Here is a 25,225-nt window from a genome sequence, read left to right on the forward strand (position 1 = left end):
CATGAGTCAGCCGGATTCGGGTTCGCGCACCGCTGCGCGATCCCGAATCGTGGCGTGGGCGCTGTGGGATACCGGATCCACCGGCCTGAACGCGATCGTGACGACCTTCGTGTTCTCCGTCTATCTGACCAGCAGCGTGGGGGTCGGCTTGCCCGGCCCGACCACGCCGGCGAGTTGGTTGGGTCGCGCTGGGGCCGTCGCCGGGCTGACCGTCGCGGTGCTGGCGCCCGTCGTCGGCGTCTGGGTGGAAGCCCCGCACCGCCGGCGCGTGGTCCTGAGCGTGTTGACGGCCCTGGCGGTGACGCTGACCTGTTCGATGTTCTTCATCCGCGACAGCCCGGGCTACCTGTTTGCCGGGCTGGTGCTGTTGGGGGCGACGGCGGCGTGCGGTGACCTGGCCAGCGTTCCGTACAACGCGATGCTGCGTCAGCTCTCGACGCCGGCGACGGCGGGCCGCATCTCCGGACTCGGTTGGGCGGCAGGCTATCTCGGCAGCGTCGTGCTGCTGGCGGTGATCTATACGGGATTCATCGCCGGATCTGGCTCCGGCCCGGGCGCGGTGCGTGGGCTGCTACGGCTTCCCGTCGCCAACGGGCTCTACGTCCGGGTGGCGATGCTGGCGGCCGCGGCGTGGCTGGCGGTGCTGGCGCTGCCGTTGCTGCTCGCCGCGCACCGGCTGCCCGATTCGACGCAGGCGCCCCCGCCCGCCGGTCTGCTCGGTGGCTACCGCAAGCTGTGGCGGGAGGTTTCCGCGGAATGGCGGCGCGACCGCAACCTCGTCTACTTCCTCGGGGCCAGCGCCCTGTTCCGGGACGGACTGGCGGCGATCTTCGCCTTCGGCGCGGTGCTGGGGGTCAACGTGTATGGCATCTCGCAGGCCAACGTGCTGATCTTCGGCGTCGCGGCCAGCGTGGTGGCCGCGGTGGGCGCCGTCCTAGGTGGGTTCGTCGACCACCGCATCGGATCCAAACCGGTGATCCTCGGGTCGCTGGTGGCGATCGTCGCCATGGCGCTCACGTTGATGGTGCTGTCCGGGCCCGTGCCCTTCTGGATATGCGGACTACTGCTGTGCATGTTCATCGGGCCGTCGCAGTCGTCGGCGCGCGCCCTACTGCTCCAGATGGCTCACCACGGCAGAGAAGGCGTGGCGTTCGGCCTCTACACCATGACGGGACGGGCCGTCGCATTCCTGGCGCCGTGGCTGTTCTCGGTGTTCGTCGACGCGTTCGGCGCCGTCCGCGCCGGCCTCGGCGGCATCGCGCTGGTACTGATCGCCGGGCTGCTGGGCATGGCGCTGGTTCGAGTCCCGCCGCGGCAACACACAACGGTGAGTAAGGCCAGGTAACTCTCAGTCGGTGGTGTGGACGAGCAGCACGTCGGTCTTCGCCCTGCGCAAGACGTTTCCGGGCACAGAGCCAAGCCATTTGTCGCTGCGCGTGGCTAGTCCCACGTTGCCAACCACCAACAGATCGGCCTTGACCTCCGCGGCGAGGCGGAACAGCGCGTGTACGGGATCACCCCGAATCGGTCGCGCCTCGATGTCCTTCGCTCCAGCCGCCCTGGCTCGGTCCTCGGCCTCCCGCAGGATCGCATAGATGGCGGCCATTCCGTGCACCTTGTAGTCCCCCTCGCTCCCGAGGGCGACTTCGGCGCGGCCATCAATCACCCGATCCGGCCGGGCTGGTCTTCCCCAGCCGCCCTTGTCTCCCTTGGTCAGATAAGACAAGTGGGCCATCGCGATGATCAATTTCGCATTGTTTGCCGCGGCGAACGCGGCTGCGTGGTCCACCGCATGAAACGATGTGTACGAGCCATCAGTGCCGACGACCAGGGTCTGATAGGCGCCCATATTCTCTCCCAGTCATGCGCGTTTACGTGGTGTCTGTAGCGCCCTCTTCCTTGGCGTAATGGATCATCCGCTCGCTCAGGCGGACGAGTGGGTCTTCGTGCCCGCTAGGCATGGTGTAGGCCAGCTGGCGCAGCTCGGTGGCGAATTCGCACAGATCCCGCTTTAGAGACGCATCATTCATAAGACGACTTCCCGCGTGTGGAATGTGTAATTGGAAATTCCCCGGCAAATGAAGCGCCCCTTGGGGTTCCTCCCGATCAGACCGTCGCCGGATGCGCTTACGTGCGCCGCATACCCGATCTGCCGGGGACGGCAAACCCGATTTTCACGATTCCCGATGTGAGTAACCCGCGCAGGCGCAACATGCTGTGCGCCACGCGGGGTTAGAACGGTCCTAGTGCTGCGCGGCGTCGCAGATGGTGATGCCCACTCCGACACGTTGGGTCACCTGGACCCCGTCCACCGTGAGCGTGCAGGTGACATTGTGGCCGATGTTGATGATCGTCACGCTGGCCGGATGAGCCGGCGACCGTGACAGGCTGACCTGCTTGGTCCATGGCAGCGCCACATTGAACTCCGTCTGTATGACGTCGCCGGTGTCCCAGTAGGTGATGCTGATCGCCCGCCCGTCGCCGTTGACGTCGTAGACGACGCTTTGCATCCCGGCGGGTCCGGTCGTGTCGGTCGGCGTGGTGGAGACGGAGGGCGGCGGCAGCGGGTATCGCGACCGCGGCGAGGTCCGCGTGGTCGGGGTGGTGGTTTCCGGGCTCGACCCCGGCATGGCGGGCAGCGGCGGCACGGCGGTCTGCGTTTTGACCGCGCCGTTGGCGAGCACCAGGGCGATTACCAGTGCGACGACCAACAGCACCGCCACACCGGCGGCGATCAACAGCCACCGCGGCGACTTCGGGCCTTCCGGCGGCGGGGGACCGGTGCCCTCGGGGGGCAGCTCGCCCGGCGGAGGCTGGCCGTGCTGCCAGTACGCAGGCAACTGATCGGTCGGGTTGGTCTCGTTCAGGCTCTGCGTCCATTGCGGGCCATACCCACCGCCGTAGGTGGGCGCGTAGGGCGCTTGCCCGGCGTACGCCGGATCGACGGGCGGCGGATTCGGCGGGCCCTGCGGCCCGGGCGGTTCGTATCCCGGAAGAGGGGGACTGAACCGCTCCGTCGGGCGTGGATCGTTCATGTCCGCCTCATGGCATGCAGGGTACCTGGCGCGACGCTACGGGCTCCGCTCACTGGCCAGCAACGCGGCGACCGTCATCGCCCGCATCACCGCACGTGACCGCGCCACCCCCGTCCCTCGGGTGCGCGAACTTTCGCCAGCCTTCATGCTGTGCGGCGTCGAGTTCAACAAGCCGAAGACGGCGTGCGCCGTCAGCCGGGCATCGGCTTCGGCCCGCCCGGGGTTCAGCTCGCGCAGCACGCTCACCCACACCTCTACATACTGGCGCTGGGCTTTGCGCACTTGCTTCTCGGCGGCCTCGGGCAGGCGGGCCAGGTCGCGGTCCTGGATGCGGATCAGATCCGGTTCGCCCAGCGCGAAGTCGAGATGAAAGTCGATCAGGCCGTCCAGCGCCGAGGCGGCGTCGGGGCTGCGGGCCTTCACATCTCGGGCGCCGGCGAGCAGCCGGGCGCTGATCCCGACCAGCAACTCGACGAGCAGAGATTCCTTGTTGGGGAAGTGCCGATAGATGGCCGGGCCGCTGACGCCGGCGGCCGCGCCGATGTCCTCCAGGCGCACCGCGAGGAAACCGCGCTCGGCGAACAGCCGTTCGGCGGCGGCCAGCAGTTGCAGGCGCCGATCTGATTTCAACTGGCTGCGGCGATTTCGCGCGTCAGCGGTACTGGGCCGGCCGTTCGGAACGGACGTCGTCATGACGGGCCTCCGTCCACTCGGTTAATTGCGGCTAACATAGCACGAGTTATCGGTTATTAACTCAGATTGCGGCATGGTCGTCGGTGTGGGCGACGGTCTAGGTTGATAGCACAACCGAGCCGGAGGAACCGTGGCAGCAACCGGAGCCGCAGACCTGCTGTCCTACGAGCGCGGTCCGAGCGAGCCTCCGCTGCTCGAGACGACCATCGGCGCCAACCTCGCCGCCACGGCCGCTCGGCACGCCCACACTGACGCACTCGTCGACGTCCGGGCCGAACGTCGCTGGACTTACGCCGAATTCCTGGTGTCCGTGCGGCGTTTGGCCACGGGGTTGGTGCGGGCGGGGATCGGTGTGGGCGATCGGGTCGGCATCTGGGCGCCGAACCGGTGGGAGTGGGTGCTCGTCCAGTACGCGACCGCCGAGATCGGCGCGATACTGGTGACCATCAATCCCGCCTACCGCGCCAGCGAATTGGAGTATGCGCTAAGGCAATCCGAGATCGCGATGGTAATCGCCGCTAGGAGCTTCAAGACCGGCGACTACGCCGCGATGCTGGCCGACGTGGCGCCGCGTTGCCCCCGCCTTAGCGACGTGGTGTTGCTGGACAGCGACCGCTGGAACGAACTCGCCGATACCGACGCCGACACGGACACGCTGAACGAGATCGCGGCGGGGCTGGACCGAAACGATCCGATCAACATCCAATACACTTCCGGCACAACGGGATACCCGAAGGCCGCCACACTGACCCACCGCAACATCCTCAACAACGGCTACCTGGTGGGTGAGCTGCTCGAGTACACCGCCGCGGATCGTATCTGCATCCCGACGCCCCTCTATCACTGCTTCGGCATGGTCATGGGCAATCTGGCGGCAACCAGTCATGGTGCGTGCATGGTGATTCCGGGGCCCGGCTTTGAACCGGCCGCCACCTTGTGGGCGGTACAAGCGGAGCGGTGCACCAGCCTCTACGGCGTGCCGACGATGTTCATCGCCGAGCTCGGCTTGCCGGAATTCGCCGACTACGAGCTGCGCAGCCTGCGCACCGGGATCATGGCGGGCTCGCCCTGCCCGGTCGAGGTGATGCGCGAGGTGATCGAGCACATGCACATGCCGGGCATCTCGATCTGCTACGGCATGACCGAAACATCGCCCGTCTCTTGCCAGACGCGCACCGGCGATTCGCTGGCACGGCGCGTCGGCACCGTCGGCCGGGTGGGCCCGCATCTGGAAGTCAAGGTGGTAGACCCCGCCAACGGTGCGACCGTGCCCCGCGGCGTCGCCGGCGAGTTCTGCACCCGGGGCTACTCGGTGATGGCCGGCTATTGGCGCGACCCCGAGCGGACCGCGGAGGTCATCGACGCCGACGGCTGGATGCACACCGGCGATCTGGCCGCCATGGACGCGGACGGCTACGTCCGGATCACGGGCCGGATCAAGGACATCGTCGTTCGCGGTGGGGAGAACATCTCGCCGCACGAGATCGAGGAATTCCTGCACACCCATCCCGACATCGTCGACTGCCACGTCATCGGGGTGCCGGATGAAAAGTACGGGGAGGAGATCATGGCCGTGGTCGTGCTGCGCGACGGCGCGCCGCGGCTCACCGTCGCGCGTCTGCGGGAGTTCTGCACCGGCCGAATCGCCGGGTTCAAGATCCCACGGCATCTGTGGATCGTCGACGAGTTCCCGATGACGGTCACCGGCAAGGTCCGCAAAATCGAGCTGCGGGAGCGAGCCGTCGAGCACCTCCGCAACCAGGCCTGACCTCCCTGGACGCGACGGTACGGGTAATGGTATTCTCACCCAGTTAATGAAAATTAACTGAAATCCGCTGACGCAGCGAGGAGGCTTTGCGGCAATGGACAAGGTGTTCGCGACCGCTGCCGAGGCAGTGGCGGACATCGCCGACGGGTCGTCGTTGGCGGTGGGAGGATTCGGGGTCTGCGGCATCCCCGAAGCGCTGATCGTTGCGCTGGTCGATAGCGGTGTCACCGATCTCGAGACGGTGTCGAACAATTGCGGCATCGACGGCGCCGGGCTCGGGTTGCTGTTGCAGCACAAGCGGATTCGCCGGACCACCGGGTCCTATGTGGGCGAAAACAAGGAGTTCGCCCGCCAATTCCTCTCCGGCGAGCTCGAAGTGGAACTCAACCCCCAGGGCACGCTCGCCGAGCGGCTGCGCGCCGGCGGCATGGGAATTCCGGCGTTCTACACGCCAGCCGGGGTCGGCACCCAAATCGCCGACGGCGGGTTGCCCTGGCGCTACGACGCCTCCGGGGAGGTGGCCGTGGTGTCGCCGGCCAAGGAGACCCGCGAGTTCGACGGCGTCACCTACGTTCTCGAGCGCTCGATCCGCACCGATTTCGCCCTGGTGCACGCCTGGAAGGGGGATCGCCACGGCAACCTGGTCTACCGCGAAGCGGCGGCCAACTTCAACGCCGACTGCGCGGCGGCCGGACGGATCACCATCGCCCAGGTCGAACACCTCGTCGAGCCCGGAGAGATCGACCCCGCCACGGTCCATACCCCGGGGGTGTTCGTGCAGCGGGTGGTGCACGTACCCAATCCCACCAAGCTGATCGAGAAAGAGACGGTGCGCGAATGACGTGGAGCAGAGACGACATGGCCGCCCGCATCGCCGCGGAGTTCGAAGACGGCCAATACGTCAACCTGGGCATCGGGATGCCCACCTTGATCCCCAACCACATTCCCGAGGGCGTGCACGTGATCCTGCACTCGGAGAACGGGATCCTGGGCGTCGGGCCATACCCCAAGCGCGAGCAGCTCGACCCCGACCTGATCAACGCCGGCAAGGAAACGGTCACCACGCTTCCCGGCGCGGCGTTCTTCTGCTCCTCAACGTCATTCGGGATCATCCGCGGCGGGCACCTCGACGTCGCGGTGCTGGGCGCCATGCAGGTCTCGGCCACCGGGGATCTGGCCAACTGGACGATCCCGGGAAAGATGATCAAGGGCATGGGCGGCGCGATGGACCTGGTGCACGGCGCCCGCAAGGTGATCGTGATGATGGAGCACGCCGCCAAGGACGGCAGCCCCAAGATCCTCGAGCGCTGCACGCTGCCGCTGACCGGGGTCGCCTGCGTGAATCGCATCGTCACCGAGCTCGCGGTCATCGACATCTGCGACGACGGACTGCACCTGATCGAGACCGCCCCCGACGTCTCGGTCGAGGAAGTCATCGCCAAGACCCAACCGCCCCTTACGATTCGAGCGGCCGCACAGTGACCTCCCTGACTGCTGCGCCGTCTTTCGCCGATGAGCACCGCAGGCTGGTCGCGGAGCTGAATTCGAAGCTTGCCGCCGCGGCCCTCGGGGGCAACGAACGTGCGCGGGAGCGTCACGTCAGCCGCGGCAAGCTGCTGCCCCGCGAACGGGTGGACCGACTGCTCGACCCGGGCAGCCCGTTTTTGGAGTTGTCCCCGCTGGCGGCGGGCGGCATGTACGACGACGAGTCGCCCGGCGCCGGGATCATCACCGGGATCGGCCGGGTGTCGGGTCGCGAGTGCGTGATCGTGGCCAACGACGCCACGGTCAAGGGCGGCACCTATTACCCGATCACGGTCAAAAAGCACCTGCGCGCACAGGAAGTCGCGCTGCAGAACCGGCTACCCTGCATGTATCTGGTCGACTCCGGCGGCGCCTTCCTGCCGCGCCAGGACGAGGTGTTTCCCGACCGGGAGCATTTCGGAAGGATCTTCTACAACCAGGCCACCATGAGCGCCAAGGAGATTCCGCAGGTGGCCGCGGTACTCGGCTCGTGCACGGCGGGCGGCGCCTACGTGCCGGCGATGAGCGACGAGGCCGTCATCGTCCGCGAACAGGGCACGATCTTTCTCGGCGGCCCACCCCTGGTCAAGGCGGCCACCGGCGAGATCGTCTCGGCCGAAGAGCTCGGCGGCGGTGACCTGCATTCACGGGTATCCGGGGTCACCGACCACCTCGCGGACGACGACGAACACGCGCTGCGGATCGTCCGCGCGATCGCGGCCACCTTCGCGCCGCGTCAGCCCAGCCAATGGGAGGTGCGGCCCTCCGTCGAGCCCACGCATCCACAGTCCGAGCTCTACGACGTCGTGCCGCCGGATCCGCGGGTGCCCTACGACGTGCACGAGGTCATCGTGCGGCTGGTCGACGGCAGCGAATTCAGCGAATTCAAGGCCAACTACGGCAAGACCCTGGTGACCGCCTTCGCGCGCATCCACGGCCATCCCGTCGGCATCGTCGCCAACAACGGCGTGCTGTTCAGCGAATCCGCTTTGAAGGGCGCGCATTTCATCGAGCTGTGCGACAAGCGCAAGATCCCGCTGCTGTTCCTGCAGAACATCGCCGGGTTCATGGTCGGCCGCGACTACGAGGCCGGGGGCATCGCCAAGCACGGCGCCAAAATGGTCACTGCTGTGGCGTGCGCACGGGTGCCCAAGCTGACCGTTGTGATCGGCGGATCCTATGGCGCGGGCAACTATTCGATGTGCGGTCGCGCCTACTCACCGCGCTTCCTGTGGATGTGGCCCAACGCGCGGATCTCGGTGATGGGCGGCGAGCAGGCCGCGTCCGTGCTGGCCACCGTGCGCGGCGAACAACTCGCCGCGGCGGGCAAACCGTGGTCACCCGACGACGAGGAAGGATTCAAGGCGCCGATCCGCGAGCAGTACGAGGACCAGGGCAACCCGTACTACTCCACCGCACGCCTCTGGGACGACGGGATCATCGATCCGGCCGACACCAGAACATTTGTCGGGCTTGCTCTTTCGGTGTGCGCGCACGCGCCGCTGGAACCGGTCTCGTACGGCGTCTTCCGGATGTGACGATGTTCGAGACCGTGTTAGTGGCCAACCGTGGCGAGATCGCGGTGCGCGTGATCCGCACCCTGCGCCGGCTCGGCATCCGGTCGGTCGCCGTCTACAGCGATCCCGACGCCGCCGCACGGCACGTGCTGGAGGCCGACGAGGCGGTGCGGCTGGGGCCCGCCGCCGCGCGCGAGAGCTACCTCGACATCTCCCGTGTGCTGGACGCGGCGGCGCGCACCGGATCGCAGGCGATCCACCCGGGCTACGGGTTCCTTTCCGAGAACGCCGATTTCGCGGCGGCGTGCGAACGCGCCGGGGTGGTGTTCCTGGGTCCGCCGGCGCGTGCGATCCAGGTGATGGGCGACAAGATCACCGCCAAGAATGCGGTCGCGGCCTTCGACGTTCCCGTGGTGCCCGGGGTGGCCCGGCCGGGCCTGACCGACGACGAACTCATCGCGGCGGCCGACGAGGTCGGCTATCCGGTGTTGATCAAGCCGTCGGCCGGCGGCGGCGGCAAGGGCATGAGATTGGTCGACGACCCGGCCCGGCTGCGCGAGGCGCTGCAGAGCGCGCGCCGGGAGGCGGCCTCCTCGTTCGGCGACGACACGTTGTTCCTGGAACGATTCGTGTTGCGGCCCAGGCACATCGAGGTGCAGGTGCTCGCCGATGCGCACGGCAACGTGATCCACCTCGGCGAGCGCGAGTGCAGCCTGCAGCGGCGTCACCAGAAGGTCATCGAGGAAGCGCCCTCGCCCTTGCTTGATCCCGAGACCCGGGCGCGGATCGGCGCGGCGGCCTGCAACACCGCGCGCAGCGTGGATTACGTCGGCGCGGGCACGGTGGAGTTCATCGTGTCCGCGGACCGGCCGGACGAATTCTTCTTCATGGAGATGAATACCCGTCTGCAGGTTGAACATCCGGTCACCGAGGAGGTCACCGGGCTGGATCTGGTCGAATGGCAGTTGCGGGTCGCGGCCGGCGAGAAGCTGGCGTTCGCGCAGGACGACATCGAGCTGCGCGGACACGCGATCGAGGCCCGGGTGTACGCGGAAGATCCGGGACGCGGATTTCTGCCCACCGGCGGGCGGGTGTTGCAGGTCTTCGAACCCGCGGGCGCGGGGGTGCGGGTGGACTCGTCGTTGTTGGCGGGGACGATGGTGGGCAGCGATTACGACCCGATGCTGAGCAAGGTGATCGCCTTCGGCGCCGACCGCGACGAGGCCCTGGCACGGCTCGACCGGGCGCTGGCGCAGACCGCCGTCCTGGGCGTGCAAACCAACGTCGAGTTCCTTCGCTTTCTGCTTGCCGGCGAGCGGGTGCGCGCCGGCGACCTGGACACCGCGCTGCTAGATGAGCGGCTCGTCGACTTCGCGCCGCTGCCCGCCCCCGACGACGTGCTCGCCGCGGGCGGCCTGTTCCGGCAGTGGGCGTTGGCCCGTCGCGCCAACGGCGACCTGTGGGCGGCGCCGACGGGATGGCGCGTCGGCGGCAATGCCGCGCCGGTGCGCACTGCGATGCGCACCCCGCTGCGCACCGAGACGGTATCGGTTTGGGGGCCGCCCGAGGCCGCGACGGTCCAGGTCGGTGACGGTGAGAAGTCTTCCGCGAGTGTGCAAGTCGAGCGATCGCGGCTGAGCGTGACGCTGGATGGCCTGCGCCGCGATTACCGGTGGGCCGAGGCCGACCGGCACCTGTGGATCGCCGACGAGCGCGGAACGTGGCACCTGCGGGAGGCCGAGGAGCAAAAGATCCATCGTGCGGCCGGCGCGCTACAGGCGGAGATTGTCAGCCCGATGCCGGGCAATGTGATCGCCGTTCAGGTGGATTCCGGTGCCGAGGTCTCCGAAGGCGACGTCGTCGTGGTCGTCGAGGCGATGAAGATGGAACATTCGCTGAGCGCACCGGTTTCGGGACGAGCCGAGGTGCTGGTCTCGGTGGGCGATCAGGTGTCAGTGGACCAGATTTTGGCCCGGCTGATTCCGGACGAAGAGAGTAAGGACGAGGCATGACCACAATCACCGCGGGGACTTTGCCCAAGGAATACGAGGATCTCCGCGACACCGTTGCCGACTTCGCGCGCACCGTCGTTGCGCCGGTGTCGGCCAAACACGATGAGGAGCACAGCTTCCCGTACGAGGTCGTCGCGAAGATGGGCGAAATGGGGTTGTTCGGGCTGCCGTTCCCGGAGGAATACGGCGGCATGGGCGGCGACTACTTCGCCCTGGCACTGGCCCTCGAGGAGCTCGGCAAGGTCGACCAATCCGTGGCGATCACGCTGGAAGCCGGGGTAGGTCTCGGCGCGATGCCGATCTACCGGTTCGGCACCGAGGAGCAGAAGCAAAAATGGCTGCCGGACCTGACGGCCGGGCGGGCGCTAGCCGCTTTCGGGCTCACCGAGCCGGGCGCGGGGAGCGACGCCGGCGGCACGCGCACCACAGCCCGGCTCGAGAACGGGGAGTGGGTGATCAACGGGAGCAAGCAATTCATCACCAACTCGGGCACCGACATCACATCACTGGTCACCGCCACCGCGGTCACCGGAACCATCGCCGAGAACAAAAAAGAAATTTCGACGATCATCGTGCCCAACGGCACACCGGGATTCACCGTCGAGCCGGTCTACAACAAGGTCGGCTGGAACGCGTCGGACACCCATGGGCTGACGTTCGCCGACGCGCGCGTCCCGGAGGAGAACCTGCTGGGCGCCCGCGGGACCGGCTACGCCAACTTCCTGTCCATCCTGGACGAGGGGCGGATCGCGATCGCCGCGCTGGCCACCGGGGCCGCGCAGGGCTGCGTGGACGAGAGCGTCAAGTACGCCAAGGAACGCCAGTCGTTCGGCCAACCGATCGGCTCCTACCAGGCGATCAGCTTCAAGATTGCGCGGATGGAAGCCCGGGCGCATGTCGCGCGCACGGCATACTACGAGGCGGCCGCAAAGATGTTGGCGGGCAAGCCATTCAAGAAGGAGGCCGCGATCGCGAAGATGATCTCGTCGGAGGCGGCCATGGACAACGCCCGCGACGCCACCCAGATTCACGGCGGCTACGGCTTCATGAACGAATATCCGGTGGCACGTCACTACCGCGACAGCAAGGTGCTCGAGATCGGGGAGGGCACCACCGAGGTGCAGCTGATGCTCATCGCGCGATCCCTGGGGCTTTCATGACCCGCGCCGGCGACGATGCAGTGGGGGCACCTCCCGCTTGCGGGGGACGGAGCGATGAGGAGGAGCGGCGCGCATGACCGAAGGCAAGTCAATTGTCCAGCGGGGCTTGTGGTTCGAGGAATTCGAGATCGGCACGACATACCTGCATCGGCCCGGCCGCACCGTCACCGAGGCCGACAACGTGTTGTTCACCACGCTGACCATGAACACCCAATCCCTGCATCTCGACGCGGCCTGGGCGGCCGAGCAGCCCGGCTTTCGCGGTGAGCGCCTGGTGAACTCGATGTTCACCCTCTCGACGCTGGTCGGGCTGTCGGTTGCGCAGCTGACGCTGGGCACCATCGTGGCCAACCTCGGCTTCTCCGAGGTGTCGTTCCCTAAGCCCGTCTTCCACGGCGACACCCTCTACGCCGAGACCGTGTGCACCGGCAAGCGCGAATCGAAGAGCCGGCCCCGCGAAGGCATCGTCACCCTCGAGCACACCGGGCGCAACCAGGACGGCGATGTCGTCGCGCGCGCGGTGCGCACCACGCTCGTACAGAAACGGCCCGCCGAGGAGACGCAATGAACCTGCGCGCCGCCGGCCCGGCGTGGCTGTTCTGCCCGGCCGACCGGCCCGAGCGTTTTGCGAAGGCCGCGGCCGCCGCCGACGTGGTGATCCTCGACCTCGAGGACGGCGTTGCCGAGGGCGACAAGCCCGCGGCCCGCAAGGCCCTGCGCGAGACCCCGCTGGACCCCGAGCGCACCGTGGTGCGCATCAACGCCGCGGGCACCGATGAGCATGCCCGCGATCTCGATGCCCTGGCCGAGACCGCTTACACGGCCGTGATGCTGTCCAAGACCGAATCGGCCGCGCAGGTGACCGCGCTCGCGCCGCGTGAGGTCGTGGCGCTGGTGGAAACCCCGCGAGGCGCGGTGTTCGCCGCCGAAATCGCCGCGGCCGAGGGCACCGTGGCGATGATGTGGGGGGCCGAGGACCTCGTCGCCACGCTGGGCGGCAGCTCCAGCCGTCGGCCCGACGGCACCTATCGGGACGTCGCCCGCCACGTTCGGTCGACGATCCTGCTCGCGGCGTCCGCGTTCGGCCGGATCGCGCTCGACGCCGTGCATTTGGACATCGGCGACATCGAAGGCCTGCGGGCCGAGGCGGACGATGCCGTCGCGGTGGGCTTCGGAGGAACTGTGTGCATCCATCCGACCCAGATCCCGGTGGTGCGGGAGGCGTATCGCCCCAGCGAGGAGAAGCTGGACTGGGCGCGAAGGGTTTTGGCGGCCGCGCGGACCGAGCGCGGGGTGTTCGCGTTCGAAGGCCAGATGGTCGACTCGCCGGTGCTCAAGCACGCGGAAATGATGCTGCGGCGGGCCGGCGAGCTCGCCTGAGAATTCACACGCACCTAACTTCGCCGATTCACCCTAGCCGCAGCGCAGCCCATCCGATCACTCGAATGCGATGACACCGCGGATGTTTTTGCCCGCGCGAAGGTCTTTCATGGCTTCGTTGATGTCGTCGAGCTTGTACTTCTGAGTGACCAGCTCATCGAGTTTGATAAGCCCTGCCTCGTACATAGACAGCAGCTTCGGCATGGCCTCCCGCGGATTCATCTCGCCGTAGAGCACGCCTTTGAAGGTCTTGCAGGAATTGACCATATCGCCGAGGATCATCGGCACCATCATGTCGGTGACTTTCGCCATTCCGGTCAGCACACAGGTTCCGCCCTTGCGCAACAACATCATCGCCATCAACACCATGTCCACGGGTACGACGCCGGGAGTGAGAACGACCCGGTCGGCCATGACACCCCACGTGATGTCCTTGACCAGTTCCAGTGCGGCGGCGGTGTCAACCGCGGTGTGCGTGGCGCCGAACGTCGGTGCGGCGTCACGTTTGAATTCGCTTGGGTCCACCGCGATAATGTGCTTTGCACCTGCGACCTTCGCGCCCTGCACGGCATTCATTCCGATTCCGCCGACACCGACGACCACGACGGTGTCGCCCGGTTCGGTGCCTGCTGCGACCGAGCCGGAACCGAATCCCGTTGTCACACCGCATGACACTAGGGAGGCGGCCTCCAGGGGGATCCAGTCATGGACTTTGACCAATGAGCGCTCGGACGCCACCACGTACTCGGAGAAAGTGCCGACCTGCATCATCGCCATGAGATCCTCGTCTCCGAGGTGGCGACGCGTTGTGCCGTCGGTGGTCATCGCCTTGCTGTAGATGTCGGCACCCACATCGCACAAGTAGCTATGGCCACTAGCGCACCATCTGCAGTTACCGCAAGCGGGCAGGAACGAGATGGCAACGTGATCGCCGGGTCTCAGCGTGGTGACCTCTGGTCCGACAGCTTCGACGACGCCGGAACCCTCGTGGCCGCCGAGCATGGGGAACCATTCGGGCACCGGAAGGCCTGCGGCCCGCATCATCTCTTCCATCTCTGCGGTCGGCACGCTGTCGCCGGTGTAGAAGTGCTCGTCGGAGTGACAGATTCCCGCGTAGGCCATCTTGACCAGAACTTCACCTGCGTGCGGTGGATCGAGTTGTACTTCGGTGACTTCCCAGTCCACGCCGACACCGCGCAATACCGCTGCCTTGGATTGCATCGTGTCCCTTTCGTTGCGGAGCCAGGTCAGGAGGCCTGCCGGCCGACGGTCTGTGTGTCGGTGAAGATTTCGAGGCCCGTCATGCCGCACTGCCGGCCGCCACCGGACCGCTTCTCATGGCTCCCGGAAAGATGCTTGGGGACCCGATGACGGATTCGTGATTCGTGATTCACCATTGCCGGAGTTCCTTCACCACGTCGGAGGCACGCGGGGCCAGGGTCAGGGAGGGAATGAAACTGCTATTGCCGCAGCGGATGACGGCATTGACGACTTCGGTCAGATGCTCGGCGTCAACTAGACCGCCCTGCATGTATTTGTTCTCCATCCAGAACTTGATGGCTGACTCGAGAACGTCGGGATCCCAGCTCTTGTTGAACTCGGTCTGCGCGTCGCCGGTGCCGCCGAGGCTGTCGCCCACGGCCAGACGGGTGAAGCCGATCTCCGGATGTTCGATACGCCAGGCCTCGACGAGTTTGTCCAGCGCGCCCTTGGTAACCGCGTATGCTCCGAGCAGCGGCCACGGAGTCGTGTAGGACGCGCTCAGCGACGAGAGGTACACGGCCGAGCCGGCCGCCGCGGCCAGGTGTGGCGCGGCGGCAGCGGTGATGAGCGACGCGCCGGTGACGTTGGTGGCGAACAACTGCGCCCATTGTTCTGGGGTCACTTCACGCAATGGTGCGAGCACGCCCATGCCGGTCGTGTACACCAGGGCGTCGAGGCCACCGAGCGCGCCAACCACCTCGGAGATCGCCTGCTGGCAATTGCCGGTTACGGTGACGTCGCAGGCGACTGCCACCGCACCGTTGCCGGCTTCCTTGGCGGCGTCGACCAACCTGTCGTATCGACGCGCCAGCAGGGCGACGTGCGCACCCCGCTGGGCAAGCCCGGCGCCGATGCATCGGCCGAGGCCAGACGAGGCGCCGACGACCGCGACGCGCAATTGCCTTTCTACCTTGTCAGACATCGAGTTTGGCGCCGATGGAGCCGAGGGTCGCGCCGGCGGTGCGTTTGGGAGGATCCACCAACTGGTCGTCGACGCTCACCAGGATCATGTCTTCAGGCTGCATGGGTCTCCTCGCACTGAGTTGAGAGTGAGGTTATCAGAAAGTTAGAGCACCTATTCCGCTGTACGGAAATCATTATTTCCAGAAACGGTGATGATGGTCGTTAAGCACTGCACCAGGATCACCGCCGCAGGACTTTTTGGGGCTCGACGGCAAATGAGAGCAGGAGACGGTCGAGGATTTTGGCGGCCCGCCGGCGCGCCCTGCTGGGGTTTGCGGCATGCGCCACCAGAAGCGAGGCCTCCTCGAGCGCGGCGACGATCATATGCGTGAGCTCCCCGACGGGCTGGTCGTCGATGATTCCTTCAGCAATCGCCTCGCGGACCACGTCGTTGATGAGGGCGATGCTGTTGCCCTCCTGGATTTTGCGTAGGGTTTGCCAGCCCAGTACCACCGGTCCGTCGACGAGTATCACCCGCTGCACTGCGGGCTCCTGTGCCGCTTCGAGGAATCCGTGCAGACCCCTCGTGAGCCGCTCCCAGGGGTCTGCCCCCGGCGGGGGAGCAGCGATGGACCGAAGCGTGAGGTCGTTCTCGACGTCTTCGAACACGGCCCTGAACAGCTCGGCCTTGTCCTTGAAGTGGTGGTAGAACGCGCCCCGAGTCCCGACGCCCGACTTGGTCACGATGTCGCTGATGCTCGTGTTGAAGAATCCGTATTCCACGAAGAGTTCGCGACCCGCGTCGATGAGGTCCAGACGAGTCCGCTCCCCTCGGGCCCTCCGCTCGTCGTCCGCCCCACCGCGCTTCGCCATGCCGGCGATCGTAGCAACATTCAGATTGAATGTTGAGTGGCCCGGCTGGTTCTTTTTCTCAGAGCACGGCGAGATCCGTGGTCGGTGGGACAACCTTCATCCGGTATGTTGCCGCTATGGCAGACGACGAGGTTCGCGCATACGGTTCGGTCGCTCCGCTGAAAGTTGGCTTGCTCAACGATTATCCGACCACTGGCGACACCGACAACGACAGCATCGATGCGCTGCGGCTGGTGATGGATGAAGCCGTATCCTCGGGGCTGATCGACCGGCCGATCGAACTCGTCACCCGCAACGTGGTCGGCCTGCCCAACGGAACCTACCTCGCGGTCGAGCGGGCCTTCGACGAGCTTGTGGCGGAGGGGTGTCTGGCGATCTACGGGCCGTGGGTGTCGGACAACGTGGTGCCCCTGCGTTCGCACGTGGAGGCTACCGCGCGGGTTCCGATAGTCACCCTCTCAGGTTCGGAGGGTGCGCTCGGCGAGTGGTGCTTCGCGCTGAACAACGGTTCGATGGCCGAGGAGCCGGTGATGCTGGCCGCGGTGATGATCGGCGACGGCCGGTCGCGGATCGCGATTGCCTACGAGTCATCGCTGATCGGCAAGGAGTACCTCGCCTTCGCTCAGAAAGCCTACGACGCAGCCGGTTTGAATGTCGTTGCGACCGTGGCGATTCCGCAGGTGGAGGCCGACAAGACTGAAGCGGTGGCAGCGCTGCGCGCGTCGGATCCCGACGCGCTCGTGCACGTCGGGTTCGGGCACGGTCTGTGGGGCTTTACGGATGCGCTTCTAGCTAGGGGCTGGGATCCGCCGCGGTACACGACGACGGCCTTCGAAATGGCCCACATCAACGCGGAGTGGATGCGGCACCTGTCCGGCTGGATCGGTCTCGACAGCTACGACGAGCGCAATACCGTCGGGCAGGCGTTCCTCGACCGGTTCGAGGCCCGATACGGACGCCGGCCCCGACATTCGATGCCGGGCTTGTCGCACGACGCGGCCACCGTGATCGTGCGCGCTATCGCCGCGGCGCGCCCGCTCACCGGAGAGGGTGTGAAGAACGGGATGGAGCAGGTGAAGCTCGTCCCGTCGGCCAGCGGCGCCCCGGGGACGTTCTTGCGGTTCGGCCGGTTCATCCGGCAGGGCTGGATGGGTTCGGACTATCTCGTGGCCCGACGGGTGCTGGCTGACGGCACTGCACACGTGTTCCATGCGGCGCCCAGCGACCATATCGCACGCGCGGTCGCACTCGGCTCACGCTAGTTGGATCGCACCGAACACCGACGCGGTCACGATGCCGGGCGGTTGGGCAAGCACGTAGGGGATGGCGCGAACCGCGCTCATCGCGATCATCAGGTGACCCGGGATGGCGTGCTGGCCCGCCGGCGCTGAAGCATCGGATCCGACGTCGAGCTGCAATTCGAAGTTCGGCTGGCCTTTGATGACCGCGCGGATGAGCGGCGCCTTCTCGCCGGGCGCCAGCGGTGCCATATTCCACTGGGGAAGGCCGCGGGTGAGCACCCACTCCTCGTGGATGGCCAGCAGCGCGCGACCCGACCAGTGACCCGTCCACGAGAACCGCTGCCCGACAACCGTTCCCGCCTCGATCGTGCCCGCGAGGACCTCGATGTCATGAGGCAGCGTGGTCGCGTCGACCGTCACGTCGATGTGCGACAGGGTGATCCCGAGGACGTCGGCTGTGGCGTTGAGCGCCTGGCGGTAGGCCATGTCGAGCTTCTTGATGATCGGGGAATCGACGGTGACGTCTTCGGGTGGCCTGCCCATGCCCATGAGGTCGACGAGCATCGGCCGGCTGTCGACGACAGAAACGTCGGTGGCTTCATAGAGGTCGATCCGGTCGATGGTCTTGCTTAGCCCCGTGACTGTGGCGACCAGGCGCTCGAACATGAAACCGGGGTTCTCGCCCGCGGCGTGAAACCGTGACCCGCCCCGTCGGCAGGCGGCGAGGAACGCCGACTCGGTTTCCGCGCCGTAGGTGGGCAAATGGTTGTACGACGTCGTGGTGATGACGGTGCTGCCCGCCTCGAGCAGGCGGCAGATGTCCTCGGCGTTCGTTTCAATCGCGTGCGCCTTGCTAGCCGCGTGCACGACGACGTCGGCGCCCAGGCCGATGATCTCGTCCTTGTCCGACGTGGCGATCACCCCGGTCGTCGGCGGCAGCCCGCACAGAGCACCGGCGTCGAGGCCAGCCTTCTCCGGGTCGTAGACCAGCACGCCGACCAGTTGATAATGAGGATTCTCGATGAGCTCCTGCAGCGCCGCGCGACCAACCGCGCCCGTCGCCCATTGAGCGACTCGAATAGCCAATCGAATTCTCCAGGTTGTGCTTTCGCGGTTTACAGGTCTTCTGGTTCATTCAACCTACATGATGTACGTTTGCAACCGACAGCATGTAGGTTGATCGAGCGTACGCGAGGTGGCAGTTGGTCGAGCCGGTGGTTACTGAGGACGTCGAGCAGCGCATCCGCGAGGCGCAGGAGAAGTTCAACGCCGGAATGGGTGCCGACGGCGACGCGACGCCCTATCCGCTGCTGCGCGAACTGCGCAGCAAGGCGCCCGTCCACCCAGGCTGGCCGGAGATGGGCGTCCCTGAGGACGGGCCGGCGGGCAAGAAGACCTTCACGGCGTACTCGTTCGACGCCGTCAAAGCCGTGTTCACCGACAATCGCACCTTCAGCACGCGAATCTACGAAGACATGGTGCGGCCGCTACAGGGACCGACCATCCTGGAGATGCAGGAGCCGGAGCACGCCACTTACCGCCGGTTGCACGAGTTCGCCTTCGCCAAGTCCTCGATGAAACGTTGGGACTCCGAACTGGTGGGGCCCCTGGTGGATCGCACGATCGCGAAGTTCCGCGACGACAAGCGTGCCGACTTGGTCGACGCGGTGTTCATGCCGATCCCGGTGCGGGTCATCGCGGCGCTTCTCGGATTGCCCGAATCAGATATCGGAGAGTTTCACCGGCTGGCGATCGACCTGCTCGGCTTTCGTGCCGACATGGAGACCGCCATGAAAGCGTCGGCGGAGATGAAGGAGTACTTCGTCGGCGTGCTCGCCGACCGGCGCAAGTCGCCGAAGGACGACATGGTGACCATCCTGTCGCAGGCCGAGATCGACGGCGTCAAGATGTCCGACGAGCAGATCTACGGATTCATGCGCAATCTTCTGCCGGCAGGAGCGGAGACCACGTCGCGATCGACCGCCAGCCTTGCGTTGGGATTGCTGACCCACACCGACCAACTGGACGCGGTGCGCGCCGACCGCAGCCTGTTGCCGCAGGCGATCGAGGAGGGCATCCGGTGGGAGACGCCGCTGCTGAACTTCATCCGGGAGGTCAGCACCGACACCGAATTCTTCGGGCTGGACATCCCGAAGGGATCGACCATGATGGTGAACCTCGGCAGTGCCAACCATGACGAGACGCGCTGGGTGGACGCCGAGTCCTTCAATATCTTTCGGGAACGAAAGCCGCACATCGGGTTTGGTCACGGAGCCCATCTATGCCTGGGAATGCACTTGGCACGGTTGGAGAGCACCAAGTTCTTCAACGCGCTCTTTGACCAACTTCCGGGCCTGCGGCTCGATCCCGACGCCCCGCCGCCCTATGTGAGCGGCACGATGTTCCGGTCGCCGCCGCGGCTGGACGTGGTATGGGATTGAGGTTCGCCTGATATGACTCGCGTGATCCAATGGGCGACCGGGGTGACCGGCATGATGTCGCTGCGTCACGTCTTGAGCCGGCCGGATCTGGAATTGGTCGCCGTGCGTGTGTACGACCCGGCGAAAGCCGGCGTCGACGCGGGCACCCTGTGCGGGGCTCCCGATGCGGGTGTGCTGACCTCTGCCGACCGCGACGCCGTGATCGCCACCGACGCCGACGTCGTGCTGTACATGGGAAAGGTCGAAACCGACACGCCCGGCTGTTTCGCCGATGTCTGCGACTTGCTGGCTTCGGGCAAGAACGTGGTGGCCACCGGCAGCCGGTTCATCCATCCCCGGTCGCTGCACGAATCCCTGGCCGACGGCATCGAAAGGGCCTGCAGGGCGGGCGGTTCCTCGTTTCTCGGGCTGGGCCTGTACCCGGGATTCGTCGGTGAGTCGCTGGCGCCGATCCTGTCGCGGCTGACCGAGCGCACCAGCCGCATCAATGTGCGGGAGGTGCTGAACTACTCGACATACGCCAGCCACGACCTGATTTTCAATGCTATGGGTTTTGGTCACGCACCGGACGACACGATGCCGCTGCTGACCAACACCGACTACGCCGCGAGCGCCTGGATCGGCAGCGCGACGGTGCTCGCGCAGGCCCTGGGGCTGGAAATCCGCTCCGTCGAGGGCTTCCGTGAGGTCGCGACGACACCGAGGGCGCTGACGGTGGCGGCCGGGGAGATTCCCGCGGGAACCGTGGGCGCCATGCGATTTGGTGTGGTGGTCGACTGCGGCGAAACCACGATCGCGGTAGAGCATCTCACCAGGATGGCCGACGATCTGGCCCCCGACTGGCCGACCGATATCGGTTATGCGGTGACTTTCGAGGGCAGGCCCAACATGAGTTTCCATCTCGTGATCGGCTCCCACGACGAGGATCACGCCGAGCAGGGTTGCCTGGCAACCGCCATGCATGCCATCAACGCCATCCCGGCCGTGATTGCGGCTGAGCCGGGGCTTTACGACCTCTCAACGATCACTCCGTTCGTCGCGCACTGGACCGAACGCGGCGCCGTGCCCACAACGTAGCCGGGCATCTTTCGAGGGTATTCGTGCCAGGCAGCATCTTCGAGGAGATGGAGTATGCGTTCACCGCGACACCGTTTGCGTCAGGCGCGGGTTCCTGACCGCCGACGCCCAGGCGCTCACTTCCACCGCGTCAGTCTCTGACGACGATGGGCCCGTCGCCAAAACCCGTATAGCTGCGGACCAGCGGCAGGTCCGCCATCGTGGCGAAACCCGTGGGCGCGGAACATATCGCGGGTATGGCATTGACGACCTGCATCGCAACGGCGACAAGCCCAGCCCGCACATGCTCCTCGACCGACGCCGGCCGCGTGTAGCTGGCCAGGCAGAAGAAATGCACCCGCATGGACGGGTCCCCTTCGAGCGTGAGGGTCCAGCCGTCTTCCGGTGTCGGCCAATGCTTGGGGTATTCGCCGCCGACCGTCCACAGCGTCTCGAACTCGATGAGCGGCTCGCCGTTGCGGTGTCCAACAAAGTTCCAGCGCTGACCGGCGGTCGTGCCGGCGCGCACCTGATGGTCGAAGATCTGGAAGTCCTTCGTCGCCGGTACCGCGTCGACGGTGACCGTGACATCGTCGATCGCGGCGTTCAAGGTGTCGGCGATGAACCAGGTCTGCTGGGTGAACAGAGCGGTATTAAAGGTCAGGAACTCGTTAGCCGTGGGGGTGATGTCCTCGGGAGGTCGCCCGAACCACATTCCGTCGAAGGTGATTCCAGTGCTTTCCCACAGCGACCAGTCGGCGCGCTCCTGCAGGGTGAACCGGTCGATGGTGCGGCTCATCCCGGAAAGGGCCAGCGGCAGCACGCCGGACAGGTTGCCCGGGTTGAGACCGCTGGCGTGGATCGTGCTGTTGCCCTTCTTGCATGCCGCCAGCAACCGCCGGCGGTCGGCTTCGCCGATGCGCCGGGGGTGGAACAGGAACGAGACCGTCGCGACGTTCTTTCCGCTCTCCAACAGCGCGCACACATCGTCGAGGCTTGTGAAAGATGGTGCGTAGAGCACGATGTCGGCGTCCGTCGCCAGAATTTCGGCGACATCGGTGGTGGCGGTTACGCCGATCGGGCTCCGGTCGGCCAGCGTCCCGACGTCGACACCATCTTTGAAGTCGGAATACACCCGTGCCCCGACCAATTCGAGATCGGGCCGATGGTCGAGGATCGTGCTGATCATCTCAGTGCCCACAGCCCCGGTCGCCCACTGAATGACTCGAAGCCGTCGGGAATGCGCGGTCAATTTCTGGGCTCCCTTCGCACCATAGCGGCATGCCCACCCTTCCACATTGATAACGATTATTCTCGATTCTTATTAGGTCACATTCTCGGACTCGCTAGGTCGCCGGGGAAGGAAGGGCCGATGGCCCCTTTGCTGCCGAAGGCCTACTGGTCCTTGATGACTCTGGGCGCCAGATGCACGATCTCGCTGACCACGGAGGGGTTCGCGCGTGAGATTGAAATCAGGGAAAGCATCGCATTGGCCACGTCCGCGACCGCGGACATCTTGGCCGGAATCTGACCTTCCAACGCCCAGGCTCGATACAGCTCGGCTAGCAGGTCGCGGTCGGCGCCCCTCAGGATCTCGGTGCCTTCGGTGGGACCGACGCTGACCCGGATCACGGCGAGGTCGGGATGTTCGGCCCGCCATGACCGCAGGATCTCGTCGAGCGCGGCCTTGCTCGCGTGGTAGGCGGCCACACCGGCGCGGGGCCGGCCGACGTCGTGACTCGACGCGACAACCACTACCGCGTTGTCGCTCAGGTGGGGTTGGGCGACGCGCAGCACGTGCGACGCGCCGACGGCGTTCACGGCGTATGCATGCAGCCAGGTCTCCACATCGGTCTCTTCGATCAGTGCGAATGGCACCACGGCACTCGTGAACACCACTGCATCGAGCCCACCAAACTTGTCGGCGACGTCGCCGATGACGGATTCGATCGCGCGCGGGTCAGATACGTCCAATTCGTGTGCGGTTCCGTCGAGCCCGTCGGCCAGTTCCGATAGGACGTCCTTCCGCCGCGCCGCGAGCGCCACGGAGGCGCCCCTGGAATGTGCGGCAACGGCCAACGCCCGTCCGATGCCGGAGGACGCTCCGATGATCAGCATCCGCGTGCCCTCGAGATTGGAGTGCCGCTCGCTCATTACCGTTTCCTTTGCGCCGAAGTTAGGCAGATTCTTGCATGAGAGAATTACTATTCTCGGCGAGGGTAGCGCCCGGCGAAATATGAGGAGGCCACGTGATCGATCCTCTCGATTTCGAAGGCAAGGTCGTGCTCGTCACCGGCGGCGGAGCGGGCATCGGGCGGGCCACTGTCTCGGCGTTCGCCGACCTCGGTGCGTCAGTCGTCGCGCTCGAAAGCGTTGATGGCGATAGCGTCGGTGAGAGAAGAATCGCGGCCTGGGGCCGCACTACGTCTCCGGTGAGGCCGTGAGATGACGAATACCGTTGACTCACAGGCCGATTCGACCTCCACCGGGCCGACCGAAGGGAGCGGGTCGCGGTCGTCGTCGTGGTTCGGATGGGGACTTTTCATCGTCGCCTATCTGGTCTTCGCGGTCGTGACCGTCGCGACCATGCAATCGGGCACTCACGGGGATTCGCGGATCACCAACCCAAACCCCGGCCCGACGCCCTATCCGCCATTCCTCGGCTTCGATAACTGGCCGCTTGCGGTTGCCCTGAGTTCGATTCCGATGGCGATCGGTCTGGTCGCAACGCTGGTGTGGCTTTCGGTGAGACGGCGCAAGGTGCACTGGGCGGTGGTGATCGCGTTTGCGGGCCTGATCACCGGGGCGCTGGATCCGTTGGCCAACTGGGCGACGTTCGCGATCTTCGACCCGCGCATGCTGCACTTCCCGCTGTCATGGCCGTATGTGAACATCTCGCCGAACCTAGAGCCGGCGCTGGCGTTCCTCGGCGGTTACGCCGCGTACTACCTCCTCAACGGCCTGGCTTTCCTGCAATTGCACGACCGGTTTATCGACCCGCTGATGCGGCGCATGGGTTGGCTCGCCCGCCATCGACTGATTGCGGTGTTCATAGGCGCGACAATCGTCGCGATCCCCATTAACGGGATGATCCAGTTCACCTGGATGCGTTTCGGCATCTTCTTCTATACCGAAGCCGTCGGGCCTGTACTGCGAATCGGCCATGTCTATTTCCCGCTAATCATGGCGGTGTATGACTCAATAATCTTCGGCATGGTCGCCGTCATGTGCGTCCGCGGGGAAGACGGCGAGCTGGTGCTGATCGACCGGGTCGCTCGCTGGCTTCCGGCGCGTCGGGACGGCAGCGGGATCACGCTGACGCGACAGCTCCTAGTCTCGGTTGCCATAGGTCTCGTGTCGTTCGCGACGCCGCTGGCGGTGCTGTCCGGGCTGCGGGCCGCGGGACTGTCCGAACCCGCTTACGAGCAGAACCCGTATCCGAATCTCAAGGTGTACGACCCGTACGGGCATCTTCGGGAATCGGGCAAGCCGGGACCCTTCTACGAGTGAACCACGAACTCGTTGCTCGACTCGCTATGCCTGGGTGACCCCGACGTCCACTGAGATCGCTGCTGCGGTAACAAATTTCGACTCATCGGAGGCCAGCCACGCGACCGCGTTGGCGACATCCTCGGGCATCGTCACCGCGTTGGGTAGGAGTTGTTTGCTGAAGCCGTACTGAGGGTGAGAGTACGACTCGGCGGCGTGCTGCATTGCCTCCATCATCCGGCCGCTACCCATCGGCGTCGCGACCGATCCCGGGTGCAGGCTGTTCACCCGGATGTCGTAGCGGCCGAGTTCGACGGCGAAGGATTTGGCGAGCCCGGTGACGCCGTGTTTGCTCGCCGTATAGGCCACCATGAAGGGCTCCATCTTTATCCCCGCCACCGATCCGATGAGAATGATCGACCCGCCCCGCCCACCGGCAATGATGTGCTTGGCTCCGGCCATCACCGTGTTCCAAGTGCCGACCAGGTTGATGTTGATGGTGTCCTGAAAATCGCTGGGGGAGACCTGGTCCCAAGGAGCCGGACAGCAGATGCCGGCGTTGGCGACGATCACGTCGAGCCGGCCGAGTTCGGCTACGCCCTTGTCGACCGCGGCGCACAACCCGTCGTAATCGCGGGTGTCGACGATGGCGGTAACGGCGCGCCTGCCGTTCGCAGCGACGAGGTCGGCGGTTTCGGCCAACTCCTCGGGGCTGGCCGAATCGTATGGGACGCTTGGCGGCAGTGGGCCCGCGATGTCGACGAGGATGGTGTCGGCGCCGTCGGCGCTCAACCTCACGGCGTGGGCACGGCCCTGGCCGCGGGCGGCCCCCGTAATGAATACAACCTTGCCGGTCATGTCTGGCACACA

25 protein-coding genes and 1 pseudogene are annotated in these 25,225 nt (G+C 65.9%); 15 read left to right on the top strand and 11 right to left on the bottom strand.

From position 1 onward, the window contains the following. The first annotated feature begins 1 nt into the window (after position 1). Positions 2-1,345 carry an MFS transporter gene (locus A5745_RS12890; RefSeq protein ID WP_076116328.1) on the top strand — a complete coding sequence of 448 codons (1,344 nt, stop codon included), beginning with the start codon at positions 2-4 and terminating at the stop codon, positions 1,343-1,345. Positions 1,346-1,348: 3 nt separating this feature from the next. Here A5745_RS12890 and A5745_RS12895 read toward each other — a convergent pair whose 3' ends face one another. From A5745_RS12895 to A5745_RS12905, 4 genes are all read right to left on the bottom strand, one after another. Continuing rightward, on the bottom strand, positions 1,349-1,849 hold the full coding sequence (locus A5745_RS12895; protein ID WP_076060497.1) for a universal stress protein: 501 nt from the start codon (positions 1,847-1,849) through the stop codon (positions 1,349-1,351). A gap of 22 nt (positions 1,850-1,871) precedes the next feature. Further along, positions 1,872-2,030 carry a hypothetical protein gene (locus tag A5745_RS24695; RefSeq protein WP_170874457.1) on the bottom strand — a complete coding sequence of 53 codons (159 nt, stop codon included), beginning with the start codon at positions 2,028-2,030 and terminating at the stop codon, positions 1,872-1,874. 213 nt (positions 2,031-2,243) lie between these two features. Next, the gene (locus A5745_RS12900) at positions 2,244-3,035 is read right to left on the bottom strand and encodes an MmpS family transport accessory protein (protein ID WP_076116330.1); all 792 of its coding nucleotides are present in this window, start codon (positions 3,033-3,035) and stop codon (positions 2,244-2,246) included. Positions 3,036-3,071: 36 nt separating this feature from the next. After that, entirely contained in the window at positions 3,072-3,728 is a 657-nt protein-coding gene (locus A5745_RS12905) for a TetR/AcrR family transcriptional regulator (RefSeq protein ID WP_076116332.1), read from the bottom strand. 130 nt (positions 3,729-3,858) lie between these two features. Between A5745_RS12905 and A5745_RS12910 the strand changes: the two genes are divergently transcribed. From A5745_RS12910 to A5745_RS12945, 9 genes and pseudogenes are all read left to right on the top strand, one after another. Beyond that, positions 3,859-5,496: an AMP-binding protein gene (locus A5745_RS12910; RefSeq protein ID WP_076116336.1), complete on the top strand. Its 1,638-nt coding sequence runs from the start codon at positions 3,859-3,861 to the stop codon at positions 5,494-5,496. A gap of 94 nt (positions 5,497-5,590) precedes the next feature. Beyond that, entirely contained in the window at positions 5,591-6,337 is a 747-nt protein-coding gene (locus tag A5745_RS12915; RefSeq protein WP_076060505.1) for a CoA transferase subunit A, read from the top strand. Further along, positions 6,334-6,978 carry a CoA transferase subunit B gene (locus A5745_RS12920; RefSeq protein WP_076060507.1) on the top strand — a complete coding sequence of 215 codons (645 nt, stop codon included), beginning with the start codon at positions 6,334-6,336 and terminating at the stop codon, positions 6,976-6,978. Before A5745_RS12915 ends, A5745_RS12920 begins: the two co-directional genes overlap by 4 nt. Beyond that, a complete protein-coding gene (locus A5745_RS12925) occupies positions 6,975-8,558 on the top strand; it encodes a carboxyl transferase domain-containing protein (RefSeq protein WP_076116349.1) in 1,584 nt (527 codons plus the stop codon). Before A5745_RS12920 ends, A5745_RS12925 begins: the two co-directional genes overlap by 4 nt. A gap of 2 nt (positions 8,559-8,560) precedes the next feature. Continuing rightward, complete coding sequence (locus A5745_RS12930; protein ID WP_076060511.1) at positions 8,561-10,549, top strand: acetyl/propionyl/methylcrotonyl-CoA carboxylase subunit alpha; 1,989 nt, start codon at positions 8,561-8,563, stop codon at positions 10,547-10,549. Continuing rightward, complete coding sequence (locus A5745_RS12935) at positions 10,546-11,709, top strand: acyl-CoA dehydrogenase family protein (RefSeq protein WP_076116352.1); 1,164 nt, start codon at positions 10,546-10,548, stop codon at positions 11,707-11,709. The genes A5745_RS12930 and A5745_RS12935 overlap by 4 nt, the downstream gene beginning before the upstream one ends. A 2-nt stretch (positions 11,710-11,711) precedes the next feature. Further along, positions 11,712-11,786: pseudogene (locus A5745_RS25055) on the top strand (16S rRNA (guanine(966)-N(2))-methyltransferase RsmD); the annotation flags it as partial. Next, a complete protein-coding gene (locus A5745_RS12940) occupies positions 11,783-12,277 on the top strand; it encodes a MaoC family dehydratase (protein WP_076116354.1) in 495 nt (164 codons plus the stop codon). The pseudogene A5745_RS25055 and the gene A5745_RS12940, both read left to right, overlap by 4 nt. Next, positions 12,274-13,089, top strand: a complete 816-nt coding sequence (locus tag A5745_RS12945; RefSeq protein ID WP_076116356.1) for a CoA ester lyase — start codon at positions 12,274-12,276, stop codon at positions 13,087-13,089. Before A5745_RS12940 ends, A5745_RS12945 begins: the two co-directional genes overlap by 4 nt. A gap of 57 nt (positions 13,090-13,146) precedes the next feature. Here A5745_RS12945 and A5745_RS12950 read toward each other — a convergent pair whose 3' ends face one another. The 3 genes from A5745_RS12950 to A5745_RS12960 all read right to left on the bottom strand — a co-directional run bounded on the left by A5745_RS12950 (position 13,147) and on the right by A5745_RS12960 (position 16,128). After that, on the bottom strand, positions 13,147-14,310 hold the full coding sequence (locus tag A5745_RS12950; RefSeq protein ID WP_076116359.1) for an NDMA-dependent alcohol dehydrogenase: 1,164 nt from the start codon (positions 14,308-14,310) through the stop codon (positions 13,147-13,149). A 169-nt stretch (positions 14,311-14,479) separates the two neighbouring features. After that, positions 14,480-15,274, bottom strand: a complete 795-nt coding sequence (locus A5745_RS12955) for an SDR family oxidoreductase (protein WP_076116361.1) — start codon at positions 15,272-15,274, stop codon at positions 14,480-14,482. Between the two features lie 221 nt (positions 15,275-15,495). Then, a complete protein-coding gene (locus A5745_RS12960) occupies positions 15,496-16,128 on the bottom strand; it encodes a TetR/AcrR family transcriptional regulator (RefSeq protein WP_076116364.1) in 633 nt (210 codons plus the stop codon). 116 nt (positions 16,129-16,244) lie between these two features. Here A5745_RS12960 and A5745_RS12965 point away from each other — a divergent pair, with 116 nt between their 5' ends. Next, positions 16,245-17,390: an ABC transporter substrate-binding protein gene (locus tag A5745_RS12965; RefSeq protein ID WP_076116366.1), complete on the top strand. Its 1,146-nt coding sequence runs from the start codon at positions 16,245-16,247 to the stop codon at positions 17,388-17,390. Here the strand turns inward: A5745_RS12965 and A5745_RS12970 are convergent. Then, positions 17,382-18,455: a dihydrodipicolinate synthase gene (locus tag A5745_RS12970; RefSeq protein ID WP_076116368.1), complete on the bottom strand. Its 1,074-nt coding sequence runs from the start codon at positions 18,453-18,455 to the stop codon at positions 17,382-17,384. The genes A5745_RS12965 and A5745_RS12970 overlap by 9 nt on opposite strands. Positions 18,456-18,571: 116 nt before the next feature. Here A5745_RS12970 and A5745_RS12975 point away from each other — a divergent pair, with 116 nt between their 5' ends. Then, complete coding sequence (locus tag A5745_RS12975; protein ID WP_076116372.1) at positions 18,572-19,810, top strand: cytochrome P450; 1,239 nt, start codon at positions 18,572-18,574, stop codon at positions 19,808-19,810. Positions 19,811-19,822: 12 nt separating this feature from the next. Next, positions 19,823-20,887 (top strand): dihydrodipicolinate reductase, encoded by a 1,065-nt coding sequence (locus A5745_RS12980; protein ID WP_076116374.1) that lies wholly within the window; start codon positions 19,823-19,825, stop codon positions 20,885-20,887. A gap of 130 nt (positions 20,888-21,017) precedes the next feature. Here A5745_RS12980 and A5745_RS12985 read toward each other — a convergent pair whose 3' ends face one another. Together A5745_RS12985 and A5745_RS12990 are read right to left on the bottom strand one after the other, a co-directional pair. After that, positions 21,018-22,055, bottom strand: coding sequence for a dihydrodipicolinate reductase (locus tag A5745_RS12985; protein ID WP_076116377.1), 1,038 nt, complete (start codon positions 22,053-22,055; stop codon positions 21,018-21,020). A gap of 206 nt (positions 22,056-22,261) precedes the next feature. After that, the gene (locus A5745_RS12990) at positions 22,262-23,020 is read right to left on the bottom strand and encodes an SDR family oxidoreductase (RefSeq protein WP_076116379.1); all 759 of its coding nucleotides are present in this window, start codon (positions 23,018-23,020) and stop codon (positions 22,262-22,264) included. 95 nt (positions 23,021-23,115) lie between these two features. Between A5745_RS12990 and A5745_RS24700 the strand changes: the two genes are divergently transcribed. Further along, a complete protein-coding gene (locus tag A5745_RS24700) occupies positions 23,116-23,310 on the top strand; it encodes an SDR family NAD(P)-dependent oxidoreductase (RefSeq protein ID WP_076116381.1) in 195 nt (64 codons plus the stop codon). A 1-nt stretch (position 23,311) separates the two neighbouring features. Next, positions 23,312-24,376 (top strand): hypothetical protein, encoded by a 1,065-nt coding sequence (locus A5745_RS13000; protein ID WP_076116384.1) that lies wholly within the window; start codon positions 23,312-23,314, stop codon positions 24,374-24,376. Positions 24,377-24,400: 24 nt separating this feature from the next. On the opposite strand, the gene A5745_RS13005 is transcribed toward A5745_RS13000, so the two are convergent. Next, entirely contained in the window at positions 24,401-25,213 is an 813-nt protein-coding gene (locus A5745_RS13005; RefSeq protein WP_076116387.1) for a mycofactocin-coupled SDR family oxidoreductase, read from the bottom strand. Positions 25,214-25,225 lie beyond the last annotated feature (12 nt).

This window comes from Mycobacterium sp. IS-2888 (genome assembly GCF_001954215.1).
Classification (GTDB): Bacteria; Actinomycetota; Actinomycetes; order Mycobacteriales; family Mycobacteriaceae; genus Mycobacterium.

What these genes read in the sequence shown, in the direction of transcription:
- A5745_RS12890 (WP_076116328.1), top strand. Translation starts at nt 2, where the DNA reads ATGAGTCAGCCGGATTCGGGTTCGCGCACCGCTGCGCGATCCCGAATC.
- A5745_RS12895 (WP_076060497.1), bottom strand. Translation starts at nt 1,849, where the DNA reads ATGGGCGCCTATCAGACCCTGGTCGTCGGCACTGATGGCTCGTACACA.
- A5745_RS24695 (WP_170874457.1), bottom strand. Translation starts at nt 2,030, where the DNA reads ATGAATGATGCGTCTCTAAAGCGGGATCTGTGCGAATTCGCCACCGAG.
- A5745_RS12900 (WP_076116330.1), bottom strand. Translation starts at nt 3,035, where the DNA reads ATGAACGATCCACGCCCGACGGAGCGGTTCAGTCCCCCTCTTCCGGGA.
- A5745_RS12905 (WP_076116332.1), bottom strand. Translation starts at nt 3,728, where the DNA reads ATGACGACGTCCGTTCCGAACGGCCGGCCCAGTACCGCTGACGCGCGA.
- A5745_RS12915 (WP_076060505.1), top strand. Translation starts at nt 5,591, where the DNA reads ATGGACAAGGTGTTCGCGACCGCTGCCGAGGCAGTGGCGGACATCGCC.
- A5745_RS12920 (WP_076060507.1), top strand. Translation starts at nt 6,334, where the DNA reads ATGACGTGGAGCAGAGACGACATGGCCGCCCGCATCGCCGCGGAGTTC.
- A5745_RS12930 (WP_076060511.1), top strand. Translation starts at nt 8,561, where the DNA reads ATGTTCGAGACCGTGTTAGTGGCCAACCGTGGCGAGATCGCGGTGCGC.
- A5745_RS12935 (WP_076116352.1), top strand. Translation starts at nt 10,546, where the DNA reads ATGACCACAATCACCGCGGGGACTTTGCCCAAGGAATACGAGGATCTC.
- A5745_RS12940 (WP_076116354.1), top strand. Translation starts at nt 11,783, where the DNA reads ATGACCGAAGGCAAGTCAATTGTCCAGCGGGGCTTGTGGTTCGAGGAA.
- A5745_RS12945 (WP_076116356.1), top strand. Translation starts at nt 12,274, where the DNA reads ATGAACCTGCGCGCCGCCGGCCCGGCGTGGCTGTTCTGCCCGGCCGAC.
- A5745_RS12950 (WP_076116359.1), bottom strand. Translation starts at nt 14,310, where the DNA reads ATGCAATCCAAGGCAGCGGTATTGCGCGGTGTCGGCGTGGACTGGGAA.
- A5745_RS12955 (WP_076116361.1), bottom strand. Translation starts at nt 15,274, where the DNA reads ATGTCTGACAAGGTAGAAAGGCAATTGCGCGTCGCGGTCGTCGGCGCC.
- A5745_RS12960 (WP_076116364.1), bottom strand. Translation starts at nt 16,128, where the DNA reads ATGGCGAAGCGCGGTGGGGCGGACGACGAGCGGAGGGCCCGAGGGGAG.
- A5745_RS12965 (WP_076116366.1), top strand. Translation starts at nt 16,245, where the DNA reads ATGGCAGACGACGAGGTTCGCGCATACGGTTCGGTCGCTCCGCTGAAA.
- A5745_RS12980 (WP_076116374.1), top strand. Translation starts at nt 19,823, where the DNA reads ATGACTCGCGTGATCCAATGGGCGACCGGGGTGACCGGCATGATGTCG.
- A5745_RS12985 (WP_076116377.1), bottom strand. Translation starts at nt 22,055, where the DNA reads ATGATCAGCACGATCCTCGACCATCGGCCCGATCTCGAATTGGTCGGG.
- A5745_RS12990 (WP_076116379.1), bottom strand. Translation starts at nt 23,020, where the DNA reads ATGAGCGAGCGGCACTCCAATCTCGAGGGCACGCGGATGCTGATCATC.
- A5745_RS13000 (WP_076116384.1), top strand. Translation starts at nt 23,312, where the DNA reads ATGACGAATACCGTTGACTCACAGGCCGATTCGACCTCCACCGGGCCG.
- A5745_RS13005 (WP_076116387.1), bottom strand. Translation starts at nt 25,213, where the DNA reads ATGACCGGCAAGGTTGTATTCATTACGGGGGCCGCCCGCGGCCAGGGC.